We start from the raw sequence: 15,958 nt of genomic DNA, 5'->3' as shown, positions 1-15,958 counted from the left end.
CACGGCCGAGAGGCGCGGCGAGCGGCGCTCGCGCGCACCCCTCGGCGCCGATCGCGAGCGCGATCCCGAGGAGAAGCGCCCGCCGGGGGCCCGGGGCGGTCAGCGCGTGTCGACGTGCCGCACCTGCCGCGCGCATCGCCCGTGGCTCACGGTTCGCGCGTGTCATACGGGCCGCACGTGTTGCGCTCATCGCACATCGGAGGGTGAACACCCTCAGCACGGGAATCAAGAACCGGAGAACACGCCACTCCCGGAGACCCTCGAGCGCCCGGGAGATGGCGGCGGCTCTCCGCAGATCGACGCCGGGCTCGGCCGTCCGCTCGCCAGCGCCATGCGAGCTCGACGGGAACCGCGTCGGGCGTGACGTCAGGCGGCGACGAGGACGATACGGCTCACCTCGGGCGGCGCTCCGACGCGGGCCGGCGGCCCGGCGGTGCCGAAGCCGCGGTTGATGTAGAGATGCGAACCGCCACGCTGGTAGAGCCCGGCGACGTAGCCGTGGGGGAGCACCAGATCGGCGGGCCGCACGAGGAGGTTGATCTGGCCTCCGTGGGTGTGGCCGCTGAGCTGCAGGGCGACCTCTCCGGCTGCGTCCGGGAAGAACACGGGGTTGTGGCAGAGCAGCACGCGCGGCAGATCGCGGGGCACGTCCGCGATCGCGCGGCCGAGGTCCGGACCGCCGCCGGGGACTCGCCCTCGCGCCCACACATCGTCGACGCCGAGTAGCGCGAAGGCGCCGCCGGGCCCACCCACGACGCACCCGCGGTTGCTCAGCACCCGGGCGCCGCCGCGCTCCAGCGCGCCCAGCGCCGCGTCGATGCCGGCGAAGTGGTCGTGGTTGCCCGGGATCGCCGCGACGCCATGCCGGGCGAGCGGGCCGAGCCTCCGCGTGAGGCGCCCGAGGTGCTCGGCGTACCTCGGATCGAAATCGACGAGATCACCCGTCATCACGACGAGATCGCCGCGGGCCTCGCGCACGAGATCCTCGGCGGCGCGCATCTCCGGCTCGCCGACGAACAGCCCGAGGTGGATGTCGGACAGCTGCACGATGGCGAACCCGTCCAGGCTCCGCGGTAGGCCCGGTATCCGGATGGCGACCTCTTCAATTGTGTAGTCGTGTCGCCCGAGCAGCGCGCCATACACAGCGCTGCCGCCGCCGATGAGGAAGGCGGAGCCAGCGGCCCCTGTCGCGAGGAAGTCGCGGCGGGCGAGCGTCGGCAGCTCGACCGGCGGCGGGAGCGGCAGGGCCGCGGGGCCGCCGTCCTCCTGCGCCCCTCGCTCCGCGGGGCTGGGCGCGGAGCCGGCAGCGCGGGCCGTCCCGCCGTCCGCGAGCGCGGCGGCCGTCGCGCGCCCGAGCGCGGCGCGCCCGAGCCGCGCGATCAGCCGACCGAGGTCCACGACGGCGAGCAGGACCGCGGAGATCAAGACGCCCAGCGAGAGCGTGCTCCCGCCGAGCCCCATCCCGCGGAGCACGCCGTCGGGCAGCGCGCCGCGCCCGAACCGCGCGGAGATCATGGCGATGATGCCGGCGGCCAACAGGCACGCCAGCGCGCGCCGGGCGCGCACACCCAGGCCGAGCAGCCTGGAGGCGCGCCGGTGCACGTACAGGCCCAGGACGCCGAGGACGAGGGCGAGGATCAGCGAGATGACAGCGAATCGCATGGGCAGCTCTGCACGAAAGGGGGACGGAAGCCTAACCGATCGGCGACGGTCGGCCAGAAAGCCCTCCGTGACGGCCCGATGACGGCAACGCGCTGCGATGGCACCTCGCGACACGCGCCGGACGCGGCTTGCGATCTCGCCCGCTGTCACGTCATGCGTTTCGGCCGGGGAGAAGGTCCACGCGCACGCCGCCGGCGAGCAGCGTACTCCGCCCCTCGACATCGGACGCGGCATGGCGCTGTGCGTCGCCACCTCGCATGACGCCAGGCGCAGAGCTCCGAGCAGAAACCCTGGTGTGTGTTATCGCTCGGAGAGGCGGAGTTTGTCGCCACTGACAAGCTTGGAAATAGAACTGAAACCCTTCTATCCGTCTGCCGTGTCACATCCGGACCCAGCCGCGCTCCCAAACTGCGAGTCGTGGTGATTGCGCGTTGCGTTGGATGGACGGCGCGCGCCCCCGTGGCCCCGTGGCTGGTGCGTTCTCCCCTTGCAGAACCGCCGCAACTTCGCGCGGCCGCGCGCGGGTAGAACGCACGCGTGACGCGCGTCGAGAGGTGTCGGACGTTCTAGCTTGCGTGAAAAAATACCTGTACAACGTACTACGATGTAGCCGCTCTGGCGTGGGATAGCCGTCGTTTGTCCTTGCCCGAGAGAGGCCTTTGGTCTAAATTCGGCCCGCTATTTGACGCGTTGAATTGGCCTGTTTCTTCGTTGAAGTACTGAAAGGCTTAATATGCTGAGAAGGAATGCGCATCAGCTGGGGTTGGCAACGTCGGTTGCGGTCATCCTCGCGCTCACGGCGTGCGGGGACGGCGGGGGCGGTGACACGAGCGGGAGCGGGTCGGGCGGGGGCGGCAACACCACCGGCGTGGGCGCGGGCACCCCGACGAGCAGCGGCGTGGGCGCGGGCACCCCGACGAGCAGCGGCGTGGGCGCGGGCACCCCGACGAGCAGCGGCACGGGCGACCAGACGACCACCAGCGGCACCGTCGACCCGACGACCACCAGCGGCACCGTCGACCCGACGGCCACCTCGTCCGTGTCGGGCGGCAACTGCTCCCCGGCGGTCGACATCGCGGCGCCGAACGGCAACCCGTTCGCGGGCGCGACGCTGTTCGTGGACCCCGGTTACATCGCCAAGGTCGACTCGTCGATCGCGAAGACGACGGATACGGCCCTGAAGGCGAAGATGGAGAAGGTCAAGCAGATCTCCACCGCGTTCTGGCTCGACAGGATCGCGGCGGTCGACGGTCTCGCGGCCCACCTCGACGCGGCGCTCAAGCTCCAGAACGAGACCTGCAAGCCGGTCACGTCGGTCATCGTCGTGTACGACCTGCCGAACCGCGACTGCTTCGCCGAGGCGTCGAACGGCGAGCTCAGGGTCGAGAACGGCGGTGTCGAGCGGTACAGGAACGAGTTCATCGCCCCGATCAAGCAGATCTTCGCCGCTCACCCGGACCAGCGCATCGTCGCGATCATCGAGCCCGATTCGCTCCCCAACCTCGCGACGAACCTCGGCTCGAAGGACTGCACCCCGGAGACGGAGAAGGCGTACCGGGAGAACGTCGCGCACGCGCTCAAGGAGCTCGATATGCCGCACGTGTACCAGTACATCGACGCGGCGCACTCGGGCTGGCTCGGCTGGCCTGACAACCAGAAGAAGGGCGCGCAGATCTTCGCCGAGGTCATCGAGGCCGCCGGCAGCCCGAAGAGCATCCGCGGCTTCGCGACCAACGTCGCGAACTACACGCAGCTCAGCTACAGCTCGGAGAGCTACGACCAGCAGAGCAACCCCTGCTACGGCGAGTTCGACTACGTCGATGCGATGGCCTCGGCGCTCTCGGCCGAGGGCCTCGGCGACAAGCACTTCATCATCGACACCAGCCGCAACGGCGTCGGCAACATCCGGGGGGATTGGGGCTACTGGTGCAACAACATCGGTGCAGGCATGGGCCAGCGGCCCCAGGCCAACCCGGGCGGCGCGACGAACCTCGATGCCTTCTACTGGGTCAAGCCGCCGGGTGACTCCGACGGCACCGCCGACAAGACCGCGGAGCGCTTCGACGCCTTCTGCGGTTACGAGGACGCAGACCAGCGCGCGCCGGAAGCGGGTGCCTGGTTCCACGAGTACTTCGTGGAGTGCGTGAAGAACGCCAACCCGCCGCTTTGACGGGCGGGTCGGCCTGCTTCAGGCTGTGACGAGCGCGCTCGGCTGAGCGCGCGGCCGGCGGCCGGGGCAGGCGAGGAGCGTGAGAAAAAGGGGTCTACCTTCCCGCGGACGACGCGGCCCGCTGGAGGGTAGACCCCTTGGAAAGACGCTCCTCGCCTGTCCTGGCCGCCGCGCCGCTTTCAGGGACATCAGCAGCGCAGAGGGCCCGCGACCTTTGGCGGGCGCGTGCACGCACGCACGCGCGCACCCTACGACCGAACCGCGCCGCGCCGCGGCAGGCCGTGGCATGGTGAAGCGCGGTGCACGACTCCATCACGCTCGAACAGCTGCGCACGTTCATCGCGGTCGCCGACGAGGGCAGCTTCTCGGCCGCGGCAAGGAAGCTCCGGCGCGTCCAGTCGGCCGTGAGCCACGCGATGGCCAACCTGGAGAGCCAGCTCGGGATCGCCCTCTGGGACCGGTCGACGAGGATCCCGGCGCTCACGGAGCACGGCCGCGTCCTGCTCGGCGCCGCGCGGCGGGTGTGCGCCGACGCGGACGCCCTCAGCAGCGCGGCGCAGCGGCTCGCCGGTGGCCTCGACCCGCTCGTCTCGCTGTGCGTCGACGCCATTTTTCCGCTGTCCGCGCTCGTCGATCTCTGCGTCGAGTTCGCGCGCGTCTACCCCGCCGTGGAGCTCGTCGTCCACACCGAGACCATGGCCGCCGTCGCCGATCGCGTCCTCGACGGGACATGCCAGCTCGGCGTCGTGGGGCCGACGGCGACGGCCCAGGGGCTCGAGCGCCAGCACCTCACCTCGGTGCGCATGGTGCCTGTCGTCGGCAAGACACACCCGCTCGCCGCCGCCGATCCGCGCGGCGCGCGCGTCGCGACCGAGCAGCTGCGCGAGCACGTGCAGATCGTGCTGAGCGAGCGCGGCGGAGCGCGCTCGCCGGAGCAGGCCGTCCTGTCCCCCCGCACCTGGCGCGTCGTGGATCTCCAGACCAAGCGAGAGCTCCTGTGCGCGGGGCTCGGCTGGGGGAACCTGCCAGAGCACATGATCCGCGACGACCTCAACGCCGGGCGCCTGGTCCGGATCTGGCCGGCGGCGTGGGGGGACGACGAGCACGTCCTGCCGCTCGCCGTGGTCCACAGGCCGGGCCTCGTGCAGGGGCCCGCGGGGCAGTGGGTGCTGAAGCGCCTCGTCGAGCTCTGCCGTCAGCACGTGGGGGGCCCGGAAGCGCCGCGGTGACCTGACGTCGAGCGGGGTCGAGCAGGGAGGAGCGGCGAGCGCGCGCCCATCCACGCTCGCGCTCGCACCGGGCTCCCGGAGCCGGCGCCGGTGTCAGAGCGAGAGCCGCGACAGCAGATCGTTCACGCGGAGCGCGGCCGCGACGCTCCCGGCGTCGTGCGCGAAGTCCATGGCCGCGAACAGGTGGGTCTGCTCGAGGTCGAGCCGCTCCGGAGAGCGCTCGAGGAGCGCCATGTAGTGCTCGAAGAAGCGACGCTGATCCATCTGCGTGCGCTTCAGCACGGCGTGGCGCACCGTCGCGTGCAGCGCGAAGCGGCCCGCGAACGGCTCCTGCACCAGCCGGAAGCGGCGCAGCGAGGCCAGCGCGTCGCCGGCGCGCCGCCCGGCCCGCGCGAGCTCGGCGAGGGAGCCCTCGTCGATGTGGTCGCCGTTCGAGTGCGCCAGCACCGCGAGCATCCGCCGCGCCGGCGGCGAGAGCCCGCGGAAAGCCCACGCGACGAGCAGGCCGACCTCGGGGAGGTCGTCCTCGTGATCGATGACCCGCACGCGGTCGACGCCGCCCGCCACGAGCCACCGGTGGAGCTCGGCGACGTCGGCCGCGCCGCTGCCGACGATCGCGTCGGCGAGCTCCAGGGAGACCGGGTTCCAGCGGAGCAGGCGGGTCAGCGAGGCGACCGCAGGGAAGGGGCTCCGCCCCGACGTCACGAGCGGCGCGATGACCGGAAAGATGGAGACGCCGGCGACGAGGCAGCGCCGCGCCGTGATGACCCAGGTCACCGCCTCGTCGCGGAGGTCGTCGAGCAGCTCGGCGACGGCGCGGTCGTGCTCGTGGTTGTCGAGCACGATCAGCATCTCCCCGAGCGCCCGCAGGCGGCTCCGCAGCGCAGGCAGCGACGGCGACGGCCCTGCCCCGAAGCGGAGCGACAGCATGCCGCGCAGCGTGCGCGCGTCCCATGCGCCGACCCGGAACCAGTGGATCCCGCCGGGGAGCTCGCGCGCGAGCTTGTGCCCGAGCGCGCACGCGAGCGTCGACTTGCCGCTGCCGCCGGTGCCGACGAGCGCGACGCGGGTCGGGCGTGACGCGCGAACCGTCGCCAGGAGCGTCGCGAGCTCGCGGCGACGGCCGCGCAGCGAGGGGGGGCGGGGAGGGAACACGAGCGGCGATGCGGTCATCCCCGCGCGAGCGTACCAAAAAGCGCGCGAGGCGCCGGCGCTCGGCGCGGCGGTCGCGGCGGTTCACCCGGGCGGCTGCGGCGGTCGCGGCGGTTCACCCGGGCGGCTGCGGCTCGAGCATGATCTGCTCTATCGCGCGGGAGATCGGCTCCGGCGACATCGAGGTGAGGCGGAGCCGGAGGGGCTCCTGCCCCTCCCGGATCAGGAACAGCGCCGGCACGCCCCGGACCTGGAGAGCCGCCGCCTCGGCCCGCGCGGCCTCGAGCTGCTGCACGACCTCCGGGCTGTCGCGCTGCGCCATCGCCTGCTCTGCGTCCACGCCCGGCACCTCGGAGGCGACGCGCAACAGGAGCTCGTCCGTGATCGCCGGGCGCTCGCGCGCCTGGAGCCGGAAGAAGCGGTCGACGAAATCAAAGAGCCGATCCTGCATCCCGACCGCGGCAGCCATGCGCGCGGCCTGCACGGAACTCGGACCGAGGAACGCGAGATTCCGGAATACGAGCTTCACCTGCTTCGTCCTGACATGGCGTTCGAGGATCACCGGCAAGATCTCGAGCCCGTAATCCCGGCAATGCGAGCAACGCAGATCCGAGAACTCGACAAGCGTGATCGGCGCGCTCGGCTCCCCGAGGACGATGCCGTCCTGGGGAATGCCGGAATAGAGGTCAATCCCGCCCGTGACCGCGCCGGTGGGCTCCTGCTCCTGCACCGGCGTCTCGCCGGCGTCGTGGCACGCCGAGATCCCGAGCAGGAGCGCGGCGAGCAGGGCGCCGCGCCGCGCCACCGAGCCAGAGCGTGAATTGCGTGAATGAGCGAGTGCGTATGGTTCGAACAGCTCAGGATTCATTCTCGAGCATGCGGCACGAACCGTACCTCGATGGGGCCGCGTGTGAGAGATGCTTTCACGAGGATCTCGGTAAACCGTGCTGGGTGAGGACCTCCAGGCGAGGAAGGACTCCTCTCCAGGGCGCCGCGCGGCGCGAGGAGCGACACCGGCAAGCGCCGAGACCGCCGGAAGGGGTCAGGACATGGAGGTCTTCTCTCGGCGTTCCTCCCGCCGCGGCGATTCGCGCGGCGGCGCGGGCCGGCGCGACGCCGCGCCGGGGCGCTTGCCTGCACCCCGTCCCATCCGCAATGCTGTTGCGGAACCTTCGTGTCCTCGGAATGCCCTCAGCTCAGCGCCGCCCTGGGCCGCGACCGTGAACGGGGCGGCGCCTTCGCCCCGCGCGGCGCCGCGAAGCGAGCGGGCGCGTCCCTCGATGGATCCGCGCCGTCCGCCGACGGCGTGGCGCGGCAGCTCCGCGAGCAGGCGCAGGGCGCGCTCGGCGAGGTCCTCCGCGGCTTTCAGGCGGCGGATCCGCAGGGCGGCGACGTCGCGTGCGCCGGCTCCGCCGAAGGGCGGCGGCGCCTCCGCGCCGGCCTCGTGTCCGCGTTGATGCGGCTCATCTTCCTCCTCTACGCCGAGGCGCGCGGCCTGCTCGCCGGCGTGGAAGACGGCGGCGCGCCGCTCGCCCGGCTCTTCGAGGATCTCCAGGAAGAACGGCGACGGCAGGGAGACGACCTCGAGCGCTGCCACGGCGCGTGGGCGAGGATCGCGGCGCTCTTCCGCGCGCTCCGCGATCGCGGCCCCGGGGACGCGCGCGGCGGCCTCTGCGATCCGGACGCCCATCCCTTCCTGGAGGGGAGACCGTGGCTCAGCGACGGCGCGCTCCACCGGGTGCTCTCGGCGCTCCTCGTGCATGACGGCGTGCCGTTGCGCTACGGCGAGCTCGAGGTCGAGCACCTCGGCACGCTTTACGAGGGCCTCCTCGCCTTCGACCTCGAGATCGCCGAGGGCGAGTCGATGGCGCTCTTGCCGTCGCACGTCGTCGTGGATCTGGAGGCCCTCCTCGCCCTCCCCGGCCGTGACCGGCTCGCGCGGCTCGAGGAGGTGGCGGACCTGAAGCTCGGCGCGCGGCCTGCCGCGCGCGTCGCCGCGGCCGGCAGCGTGGCCGAGCTGTCGCAGGCGCTCGCGCGCCGCGCGTCCCCGCGGCAGCCGGACCGGATCGCGCGGGGCGCGCTCTACCTCCAGCCGGGGCAGCTCCGGCGGCGCGCGGGCTCGTACTACACGCCGCGGGAGATCACGTCGCATGTCGTCGAGCGCACGCTGTCGCCGCTGCTCGACAGGGACGGCCGGCCGGCGGCGCCCGCGGATGCCCTCGCGCTCGCCGTGTGTGATCCCGCGATGGGGTCCGGCGCGTTCCTGGTGGAGGCATGCCGCCAGCTCGCCGCGCGCCTCGTCGACGCGTGGCAGCGCGCCGGCGCGGCGCCGCCCCTCGCCCCCGGCGAGCCGCCGCTCCCTCGCGCCATGGCGCTCGTGGCGGAGCGCTGTCTTCACGGCGTCGACCTCGACCCGCTCGCGGTCGACCTCGCCAGGCTATCGCTGTGGCTCGTCGTGCAGGACGCGCGCCTCCCGCTGAGCTTCCTCGACGGCAAGCTCCGCTGCGGCGATAGCCTCATCGGCGCCGAGCGCGCGGAGGTCGGCGGCTTCCCGTCCGCCGCGCGGCTGCCGGGCGGCCCCGGGGAGCGGCAAACGCGGCGGGCCCTGCTGCGGCAGGCTCCTGCGCCCGCGCGGCCGGAGGGCGCGCCGCCGGAGAGCGCCGACGGAGCGCCCCGCGACGGGCCCGAGGGCGCCGAGGGAGCGGATCAGGCGGCGCTCGACGCCTGGATGGCCCTGTGGTTCTGGCCGCCGGCGGGCGAGCTCGCGGCCCTGGCGCCGGCGCCAGCCACGTTCGCGCGCTACATGGCCGCCGCGCGCGAGCCGGCCGATCCGCGGGCGGCGCTGTCGCGGCGTATCGCCGAGGAGCGCCGCTTCCTGCACTGGGAGCTCGCGTTCCCCGGCGTCTTCGATCGCCCCGAGCCGGGCTTCGACGCCGTGATCGGCAATCCGCCCTGGGTCGCCTACGTCGGCCGCGCGGCGCAGCCGATCGCGCCCGAGGTCTTCCACCTCCACCTCCGGAGGAACCCGGCGTTCCACGGCTACCGCTCGCTGCACGGCCTGTTCGTGCACCGGGCCGCGTCGCTGCTGCGGCCGGGCGGGCGGCTCGGCCTCGTCATCCCGACGTCGGTGTCGGATCTCGATGGATACGGCCCGACGCGCCGCGCGCACGACGCGCTCTGCGCCGTGGACTCCGATCTTCCGAGCTTCGGCAGCGACGCCTTCGACGGCGTGTTCCAGCCGTGCATGGGCCTCCTCTCGACCCGCCTCGCCCCCGCCGCCCCGCGGGCGGCGGAGGCCGCCTCGTGGCCGCTCGCGCGTTCGGATCTCGACGTCGTGTCCCGCCGGCTCCTCGAGCGGCTCGGCGCGCTGCCCCCGCTGCCGGCGGCCCTGTTCGGCGAGCGCGGGTTTCAGACGACGGCCGAGGACGCCGAGCGCATCCGGCGCGCGAACGCCCCGGAGCCGCCGTACACCTGCCCCATCCGGGAGGGCGCCGACGTGGGCGAGCTGATCGCGCGCGCGCCGCGCCACCACGTCGATCGCGCCGGCGTGAAGGGCCGCTTCCGGAAGGACGAGGACTGGAAGGCGGTGCGGCTCCTCATCCGCCAGACCGCCCGCTATCCGATCGCCGCGCTGAGCGACGGCCTCCCGTTCCGCAACTCGATCCTGGCCGGCTTCTCCGACGCCACCTGGAGCGAGTTCGCGCTGCTCTGTTACCTCAATTCCTCTCCCGTCCGCTGGTGGCATTACACGCGTCACCGGGACGCGCGCGAGGGCATGCCGCAGGTGAAGATTGCGCACCTGCGTGCGATCCCTGCGCCCCCGCCGGCGGGAGCCGCCCTGATCGCGGCGCTCGACGCGCTCGGACGGGAGCTCGGCCCGGCGAACGCGGGCCTGCCGGCCGACGCCCGGCGCCACCTGGACGGGATGGTGGCGGACATGCTGGAGATGACCGAGGAGGAGCGGGGCTGTGTCGCGCGCTGGGCGGCGGCGACCCCCCTCCCGCGGCCGGACGGCTGAGCGGCGGCCGAGGCGCGCGGAGGAGCGCTCCCTCGTCGGTCCTCGTCGGTCCTCGTCAGTCCTCCTCAGTAACCGCCGTCGAAGCCGGGCGCGTCCTTCAGGTTGAACAGCACGCTGCGGAGATCGTCCAGATCGAACGGCTTCTCGAAGACGGCCGAGGCGCCCAGGCTGCGCGCGGTCGCGTGGAGGTGCGGGTGGCCGAACGCCGTGATCAGGATGACCGGCGGCCGCCGCCTCACCTCGGCGAGGCCCTCCAGGATCTCCATCCCCGAGAAGCAGGGCATCTGGATATCGCTGACGATCGCGTCGATCGGCTTCGGGGGCTCGTTCCCACCGAGGCAGGGCGCCACTTTGTCGAGCAGCTCGAGGCCGTTTCGCGCCTCGGACACCTCGAACCCATCGCTGCGGAGCGCCATGGCGATCGTGGACCGGAAATCCTCGTCGTCTTCAGCCAGGACGATATGCTGACCTTTGCCGAACAAGCCGCAAGGCGGGACCAAGGGCTTATCGCCAATCCAGCTTTCCGTCAGGTTCATGGCAACTTCTCCTTCTTCTGGCCCGCCAACGCTGCGTCGTTGGACCGTCTACCGCGGTCCTCGGAGCTCAGCCCCGCAGGATTTGCAGCGCCCGTGCCATGCTGTCCTGTCTTGCGGTGGAGCGGTCTCGACGGGCTCGACCCCGCTCGTTGGCGGGGCGCTGTTCGAGGCGTAGGCGGCGCCGGCAGGGGCCCCCTTCGGGGCGGCAGGGGCAATTTGCCGCGCGAGGGGCAGATCACGCCCATGCGGGGTGTGGGGGGGCCCACGGGCGTCGAGGGACGTTCCGTCCCGAGAACGAGGCGGCCCCCTTGCTAGGGGTGAGGAGAGCGACGGCGGGGGGGAGGGGGAGGCGGGGAGGGGCTGGGCCAGCTACGGCGGCTCTCCAGGCTGGTCGCTTGGAGCGGGCGCTGGCCCGGGCGCGCTCGCGTCTACGTCTCAGCGGCCGCAGCCGCGGTGATGGTCGCGATCGTTGCGGTTGTCCTCGCAGTCAAGGTCGTCGCGGTGGGGGGCGCAGAGATAGCCGTTGTTGTACTTGTCGAGCATCTCGGACAGGGGCTTGCCGGTCACCCACGGCGCGTTCCTGCTGCAATTGTCCTTCACGTTGCTGCCGAGCGGGTACTTCTTGAGCCAGGCGTCGGCCTTGGCGATGGTGTCCTCGATGCAGCTCGACCGGTTGCCGATACCGACGTTGAGCTTGGCGACGATGAGGTGCTTCGCGATGATGTACGTGACGTCGCCCCGCGTCGGACGGCTGATGATGTCGAGGAGCTGGGATTTCGTATAGGTCTTGCCGCCGATGGTCAGCTTCGTGATCTTCCAGGCGCTCGGGTGGCTCTTCCAGTAGCCGGGGGAGCCGGTGCCGGGGGATGAGCACTTGCAGACGCCGCAGTCGGCCGCGCAGCTCGAGCAGTTCTCGACGCCCGCCTTGCAGACGCCATCGCCGCAGACCGGCGGGCAGGCGCCGCAGTCGGCCGCGCAGCTCGAGCAGGTCTCACCGGCCTCGCAGACGCCGCTGCCGCAGACCGGCGGGCAGACGCCGACGTCGCTCGGGCACTCGAGGCAGTTCTCGCCGGGCTCGATGACGTTGTTGCCGCAGACCGCGGGGCAAGCGCCGCAGTCGCCGGTGCAGTTCGAGCAGTCCTCGCCGTTCTCGCAGACGTTGTTGCCGCAGACCGCGGGGCAGGCGCCGCAATCGTCCGAGCAGGTGCCGCAGTCCTCGCCGGCCTCGCAGGTGCCGTTGCCGCAGACCGGCGGGCAGGTGCCGCAGTCGGCCGCGCAGGTGCCGCAGCTCTCGCTGCCGTTGCAGGTGCCGTCGCCGCAGACGGGCGGGCAGACGTCGCAGTCGGCGCTGCAGCTCCCGCAGTCCTCGCCGCTCTCGCAGGTGCCGTTGCCGCAGACCGGCGGGCAGGTGCCGCAGTCGACGGCGCAGCTGGAACAGCTCTCGTCACCGCCGCAGACGCCGTTGCCGCAGGAGAGCTGGTAACCGAAGTCCGCGTCGAGCAGGTCCTGTGCCCAGCCGAGCGAGACCGCGCCCACGTTGTCGAGCCCGCCGTCGGGGTCGGCCGTCGGCTCCTGTCCAGCGAGCGGACCACTCGTCATGAAGTTGTCGGACGTGACGACCACCGAGTAGGCGCCCGCCGGGAGCGTGTCGAAGAGGTAGAAGCCGGGCTGGCCGGTGTAGGGGCTCGTGCCGGTGATCGTGAAGTCGATCAGCTGGGCCCCCTGGAACAGCTCGACACGGACGCCATTGACGCCGAGCTCGCCGGTCTCCGGCTCGTAGAGCCCGTCGGCGTCGCTGTCGAGCCACACCGTGTCGCCGATCGACGAGTACGTCACGTAGCCGAAGTCGGCGTTGGCCACGTTCTCACCCGCGTCGAGGGACACGCCGAGCGGCTCGTCGTCGCTGGTCAGGATATGGCCGAGCGGGAGCGTCGCGTCGTCGACGTCGACGACGTAACAGCCCGCCTCGAGCTCGGTGAAGCGGTAGACGCCGTTCGCGCCGGTCACGGCCGTCTGGAGCAGGGCGCCGTCGGCGACGCCGTCGCAGTTCGCGTCGCCGAAGAGGTCGACGACGACGCCGGAGATGCCGAGCTCCGAGGCGTCCTCGATGCCGTCCGCGTTGGCGTCGAACCACACCTTGTCGCCGATCGAGCCCTTCGGCGCCGTGTAACAGACCTCGAGGAGAGGCCGGTAAGACACATCGGTGTGGGCGCTGCCCTTGTACGACGTCTTCCCGCTGGCGCCCTCCTCCAGGAGGATCCCGTGGCTCGGCGCCGTCCCGTCCACCCAGTCCTGCACGATCCCGGTGAGATCGACCGAGCTCCACCCGGTGACGTTGGGCACGAACGAGGTGAACGCGGCGGGGTCCATGCCGCCGAAGTTGTTCCACGTGACGAGCTCCTCGCTCCAGGGGGCGAGCACCTGGTGGACGTACACGGTCTGCGCGGTGCTCGTGTACGTCTGGGCGTAGAACGTGGCCGACGTGACGAGAGAGCCGGCGGGGATGGGGCTGAGATCGAAGCGGAATAATGCGCGCTTCTCTCCGACCGAGCTCGAGTACCCGGTGTTGACCTCGAACGGGGTCGGGACGTGGTAGCTCGGGGCGAGGCTCCAGATCTCGGCGTTGTAGATGTCGCCGAGGACACCCCGCTTGATCACGGTGCAGGTGGGCGACGGAGGGGTGGTGTTGGCGAGGCTGGTGGCGGTGATGAACAGCGTGGCGAGCGCGACAGAAGATGCGATTGCGAACTGCTTCATTGGTAGCTCCTCGAGGTCCTCACGGGTGAACCATTGCTGGAGCGTCATCCGAATAGAAGGCACCATGACACACGGGTCAGGCGAGGTCGGTTTCGCGGGCTCCGGTCGGAATGAGCCCCCGCGGGCTGATCAGGATCGGATCAAGTACGCGGGTGCTTGTGCTTCGATCGGAGAGCGGATGCGCAAGGTAACAGTGTGTAAGTTAGCAACTCAGAGGTGGAGGTGTCCAGATCTTTTTGGCGATAGGTGCGAGAAAAGTGTCGAGTTGCACGGTGACAATTTTGGGTCGTGCGGTGACGCTTTTGGGCTGCTCACGGTCTGCTTGCGGTCCGCGAAGACGAGCGCAGTCTGGTGCATCGAGTTCGATTGCCAGAGCACTCGCCGGCTCGACGGTCGGTGCGCAGCTCGCGGTTCGCTTGGGGCGCGCTGGACGTTCGGCGGCGTGCGGCGACGCTCAGCAGCCCTCTCCGACCCTTCGCAGGGGTCGAGGGACGAGCAGGATCGGATCAGGTACGCGGGAGTGCCTGACGAGATTTGATGCAGAATGCGCACGGGACCATTTTTCAATGTAACGAATCTTTATTTTGCCTGTCCAGATCCTTTTTCGCGGCGTGAGCATTTTGTACGGCTCTTGCTCTCGGGCGCTGGTGAGGGTGGCCCCGGGCGGTTGCGTGTCACGCGTTTCTCGTCTGCTCGTCTGCTCGTCGCTCACGCACGCCGGGGACCTGCGCCTCGGGCCCGCGGGCGCCCCGCCGCCCTGGACGCGGTGGTTGGTCGATGGTCGGGCGCGGGACGCGGTGGCTGAACGAGCGGGCCGCGCCGCCGCTCGCTGCGGTCTGGCACCTCGCGCACCTCGCGCACCTCGCGCCGCACGGCACCGCGCGGGCGGCGCTTCGAGCCTGCCGGCTGCCGCCCGCGCGCGGGCGCTGCTACGGTTCGCCTGTGCGACGCCCGCTGCTCGCCTCGTCGGCCCTGCTCCACGCGCTTCGCCGTGCGTCGCTCGCGTCGCTCGCGTCGCTCGCGTCCATTGCTCTCGCCGTCGCCATCCCTCGCGCGGGCGCCGCGCAGGACCTGCCGACGCTGAGCGGGTCCTGGACCGCGAGCGCCCTCACTGAACAGTGGTCGGTATCCGCCTGGGGGCAGGCGTGCGGGCCCAGGCCTCGCCCGCAGGGTGCCCCGGGCGGCGCCGTGCAGATCCAGCAGCACGGCTCGGAGCTCTCGATCTCGGGCGCCGGACGGTCGTGGAGCACCGCCGAGTGCTGGGAGCAGATGCCTGGGCTCGCGCGGAGCAAGCACTCGGCGTCTGGCAACGCGCGCTCCTGGCAGACCCGCTGCACGACGCCGGCCAGCGATCCCCGCCGCGCCGTGGTCACCACCACGACCCAGGCGACCGACGCCAGCATCAACATGGTGGAGACGGGGCAGTACCAGTTCATCATCCAGGACACGACCTGCAGCGCGTCGGTCACGAGGACGCGGACCTACTCGCTCGTCCGGCGCGAGGGCGAAGCGCCCCCCGCGGCGAGCGCCCCGCCGCCGGTGGCGAGCGCTCCGCCGCCGGTCGTGAGCGCTCCGCCCGCGGCGCCCGCCGCAGCCGAGAAGAAGCCCGCGGCCTCGCGCACCTGCGACGCCCCCGGCGAGCCGGCGCGCCTCGAGGTCACGCCGTCGCGCAAGCTCATGCGGCCGGGCGAACGCTTTCAGTTCCGCGCGCTGGTCATGGATGCGGAGGGGTGCGCGCTCCCGACGAGGCCCACGTGGTCGATCGCGCCGGGGCCGCTCGCTTCCGCTGCGACGGTCGACGCGACAGGCGCCCTCTCGCTCGGCGCCGGCGCGGGCGAGGGGGCGCTCGGCCTCGTCGCGTCCGTCGCCGGCAAGGGGGTGACCGTCGCGATCGAGGTGACGAGCCCCGATCGTTACGACGCACTCCTCGCGGCGAGCGGGCTCAACGAGGCCGGCGAGAGCGAGCAGGCCGCCGTCGTGGTGATCGCGGCCGGCACCATCGGCGGGCGCACGACCTCGGGCGAGGACCTGGGACGCCAGCGCAAGAACCTGTTCGTGGCCATCGTGGGCGGGGTCGCGGCCTGCCTCGGATTTGCCGGGTTGATCCTGCTCCGCCGAGGCCGCCGGCGGACAGGAAGCGATGTGGAGGGCCCGACCTCCACGGCCGGCGCCGCCGGCGAGCGCGACAGCGCAGGCGCCGAGGGCGCGCCGGCGCCCTCGGGGGCCTCGCTCGCGGGCGCCGCAGGGCCAGCCGCGGCGCCGGTCCGGCCGACGCTGCGGGCTCGTGGAAAGATCTGCCCAACCTGCGGCGACCGCTATCCGAGCGAGGCGATGTTCTGCGGGAAGGACGGCACGCAGCTGCTGCTGCTCAATTGATCGCGCCACACTGCGCGCGCTGCGCGAGGACGTGGACGCGCGCTGCGTCATCGCGCGG

The 15,958-nt window shown here is 72.0% G+C and carries 9 protein-coding genes; 4 read left to right on the top strand and 5 right to left on the bottom strand.

Annotation, left to right across the window (positions count from 1 at the left end):
- Positions 1-366: 366 nt before the first annotated feature.
- Complete coding sequence (locus WMF12_RS42165) at positions 367-1,662, bottom strand: metallophosphoesterase (RefSeq protein WP_437854357.1); 1,296 nt, start codon at positions 1,660-1,662, stop codon at positions 367-369.
- Between the two features lie 763 nt (positions 1,663-2,425).
- Between WMF12_RS42165 and WMF12_RS42160 the strand changes: the two genes are divergently transcribed.
- A complete protein-coding gene (locus tag WMF12_RS42160) occupies positions 2,426-3,832 on the top strand; it encodes a glycoside hydrolase family 6 protein (RefSeq protein WP_437854355.1) in 1,407 nt (468 codons plus the stop codon).
- Positions 3,833-4,131: 299 nt separating this feature from the next.
- Entirely contained in the window at positions 4,132-5,061 is a 930-nt protein-coding gene (locus WMF12_RS42155) for a LysR family transcriptional regulator (RefSeq protein WP_437854353.1), read from the top strand.
- Positions 5,062-5,154: 93 nt separating this feature from the next.
- Here the strand turns inward: WMF12_RS42155 and WMF12_RS42150 are convergent, their stop codons facing one another.
- Both WMF12_RS42150 and WMF12_RS42145 read right to left on the bottom strand, forming a co-directional pair.
- Positions 5,155-6,234 (bottom strand): hypothetical protein, encoded by a 1,080-nt coding sequence (locus tag WMF12_RS42150; protein WP_437295898.1) that lies wholly within the window; start codon positions 6,232-6,234, stop codon positions 5,155-5,157.
- A 94-nt stretch (positions 6,235-6,328) separates the two neighbouring features.
- Positions 6,329-7,081 carry a DsbA family protein gene (locus WMF12_RS42145; RefSeq protein ID WP_437854351.1) on the bottom strand — a complete coding sequence of 251 codons (753 nt, stop codon included), beginning with the start codon at positions 7,079-7,081 and terminating at the stop codon, positions 6,329-6,331.
- Positions 7,082-7,387: 306 nt separating this feature from the next.
- Here WMF12_RS42145 and WMF12_RS42140 point away from each other — a divergent pair, with 306 nt between their 5' ends.
- Complete coding sequence (locus tag WMF12_RS42140) at positions 7,388-10,231, top strand: Eco57I restriction-modification methylase domain-containing protein (protein ID WP_437854349.1); 2,844 nt, start codon at positions 7,388-7,390, stop codon at positions 10,229-10,231.
- A gap of 65 nt (positions 10,232-10,296) precedes the next feature.
- Here WMF12_RS42140 and WMF12_RS42135 read toward each other — a convergent pair whose 3' ends face one another.
- Together WMF12_RS42135 and WMF12_RS42130 are read right to left on the bottom strand one after the other, a co-directional pair.
- Positions 10,297-10,767, bottom strand: a complete 471-nt coding sequence (locus WMF12_RS42135) for a response regulator (RefSeq protein WP_437295895.1) — start codon at positions 10,765-10,767, stop codon at positions 10,297-10,299.
- 435 nt (positions 10,768-11,202) lie between these two features.
- A complete protein-coding gene (locus tag WMF12_RS42130; RefSeq protein WP_437854345.1) occupies positions 11,203-13,524 on the bottom strand; it encodes an SdrD B-like domain-containing protein in 2,322 nt (773 codons plus the stop codon).
- Between the two features lie 777 nt (positions 13,525-14,301).
- Between WMF12_RS42130 and WMF12_RS42125 the strand changes: the two genes are divergently transcribed.
- Entirely contained in the window at positions 14,302-15,900 is a 1,599-nt protein-coding gene (locus WMF12_RS42125) for a hypothetical protein (RefSeq protein WP_437854344.1), read from the top strand.
- Positions 15,901-15,958: the final 58 nt, after the last annotated feature.

This window comes from Sorangium sp. So ce363, from assembly GCF_051520435.1.
GTDB classification, from domain to species: domain Bacteria; phylum Myxococcota_A; class Polyangia; order Polyangiales; family Polyangiaceae; genus Sorangium; species Sorangium cellulosum_B.
The sequence above is the reverse complement of the archived record's forward strand: the minus strand, read 5'-3'. Positions and strand labels throughout refer to the sequence as shown.

Excerpts from the sequence above, each read along its gene's own strand:
- WMF12_RS42165 (WP_437854357.1), bottom strand. The coding sequence starts at position 1,662 with ATGCGATTCGCTGTCATCTCGCTGATCCTCGCCCTCGTCCTCGGCGTC.
- WMF12_RS42150 (WP_437295898.1), bottom strand. The coding sequence starts at position 6,234 with ATGACCGCATCGCCGCTCGTGTTCCCTCCCCGCCCCCCCTCGCTGCGC.
- WMF12_RS42145 (WP_437854351.1), bottom strand. The coding sequence starts at position 7,081 with ATGAATCCTGAGCTGTTCGAACCATACGCACTCGCTCATTCACGCAAT.
- WMF12_RS42135 (WP_437295895.1), bottom strand. The coding sequence starts at position 10,767 with ATGAACCTGACGGAAAGCTGGATTGGCGATAAGCCCTTGGTCCCGCCT.
- WMF12_RS42130 (WP_437854345.1), bottom strand. The coding sequence starts at position 13,524 with ATGAAGCAGTTCGCAATCGCATCTTCTGTCGCGCTCGCCACGCTGTTC.
- WMF12_RS42125 (WP_437854344.1), top strand. The coding sequence starts at position 14,302 with ATGGTCGGGCGCGGGACGCGGTGGCTGAACGAGCGGGCCGCGCCGCCG.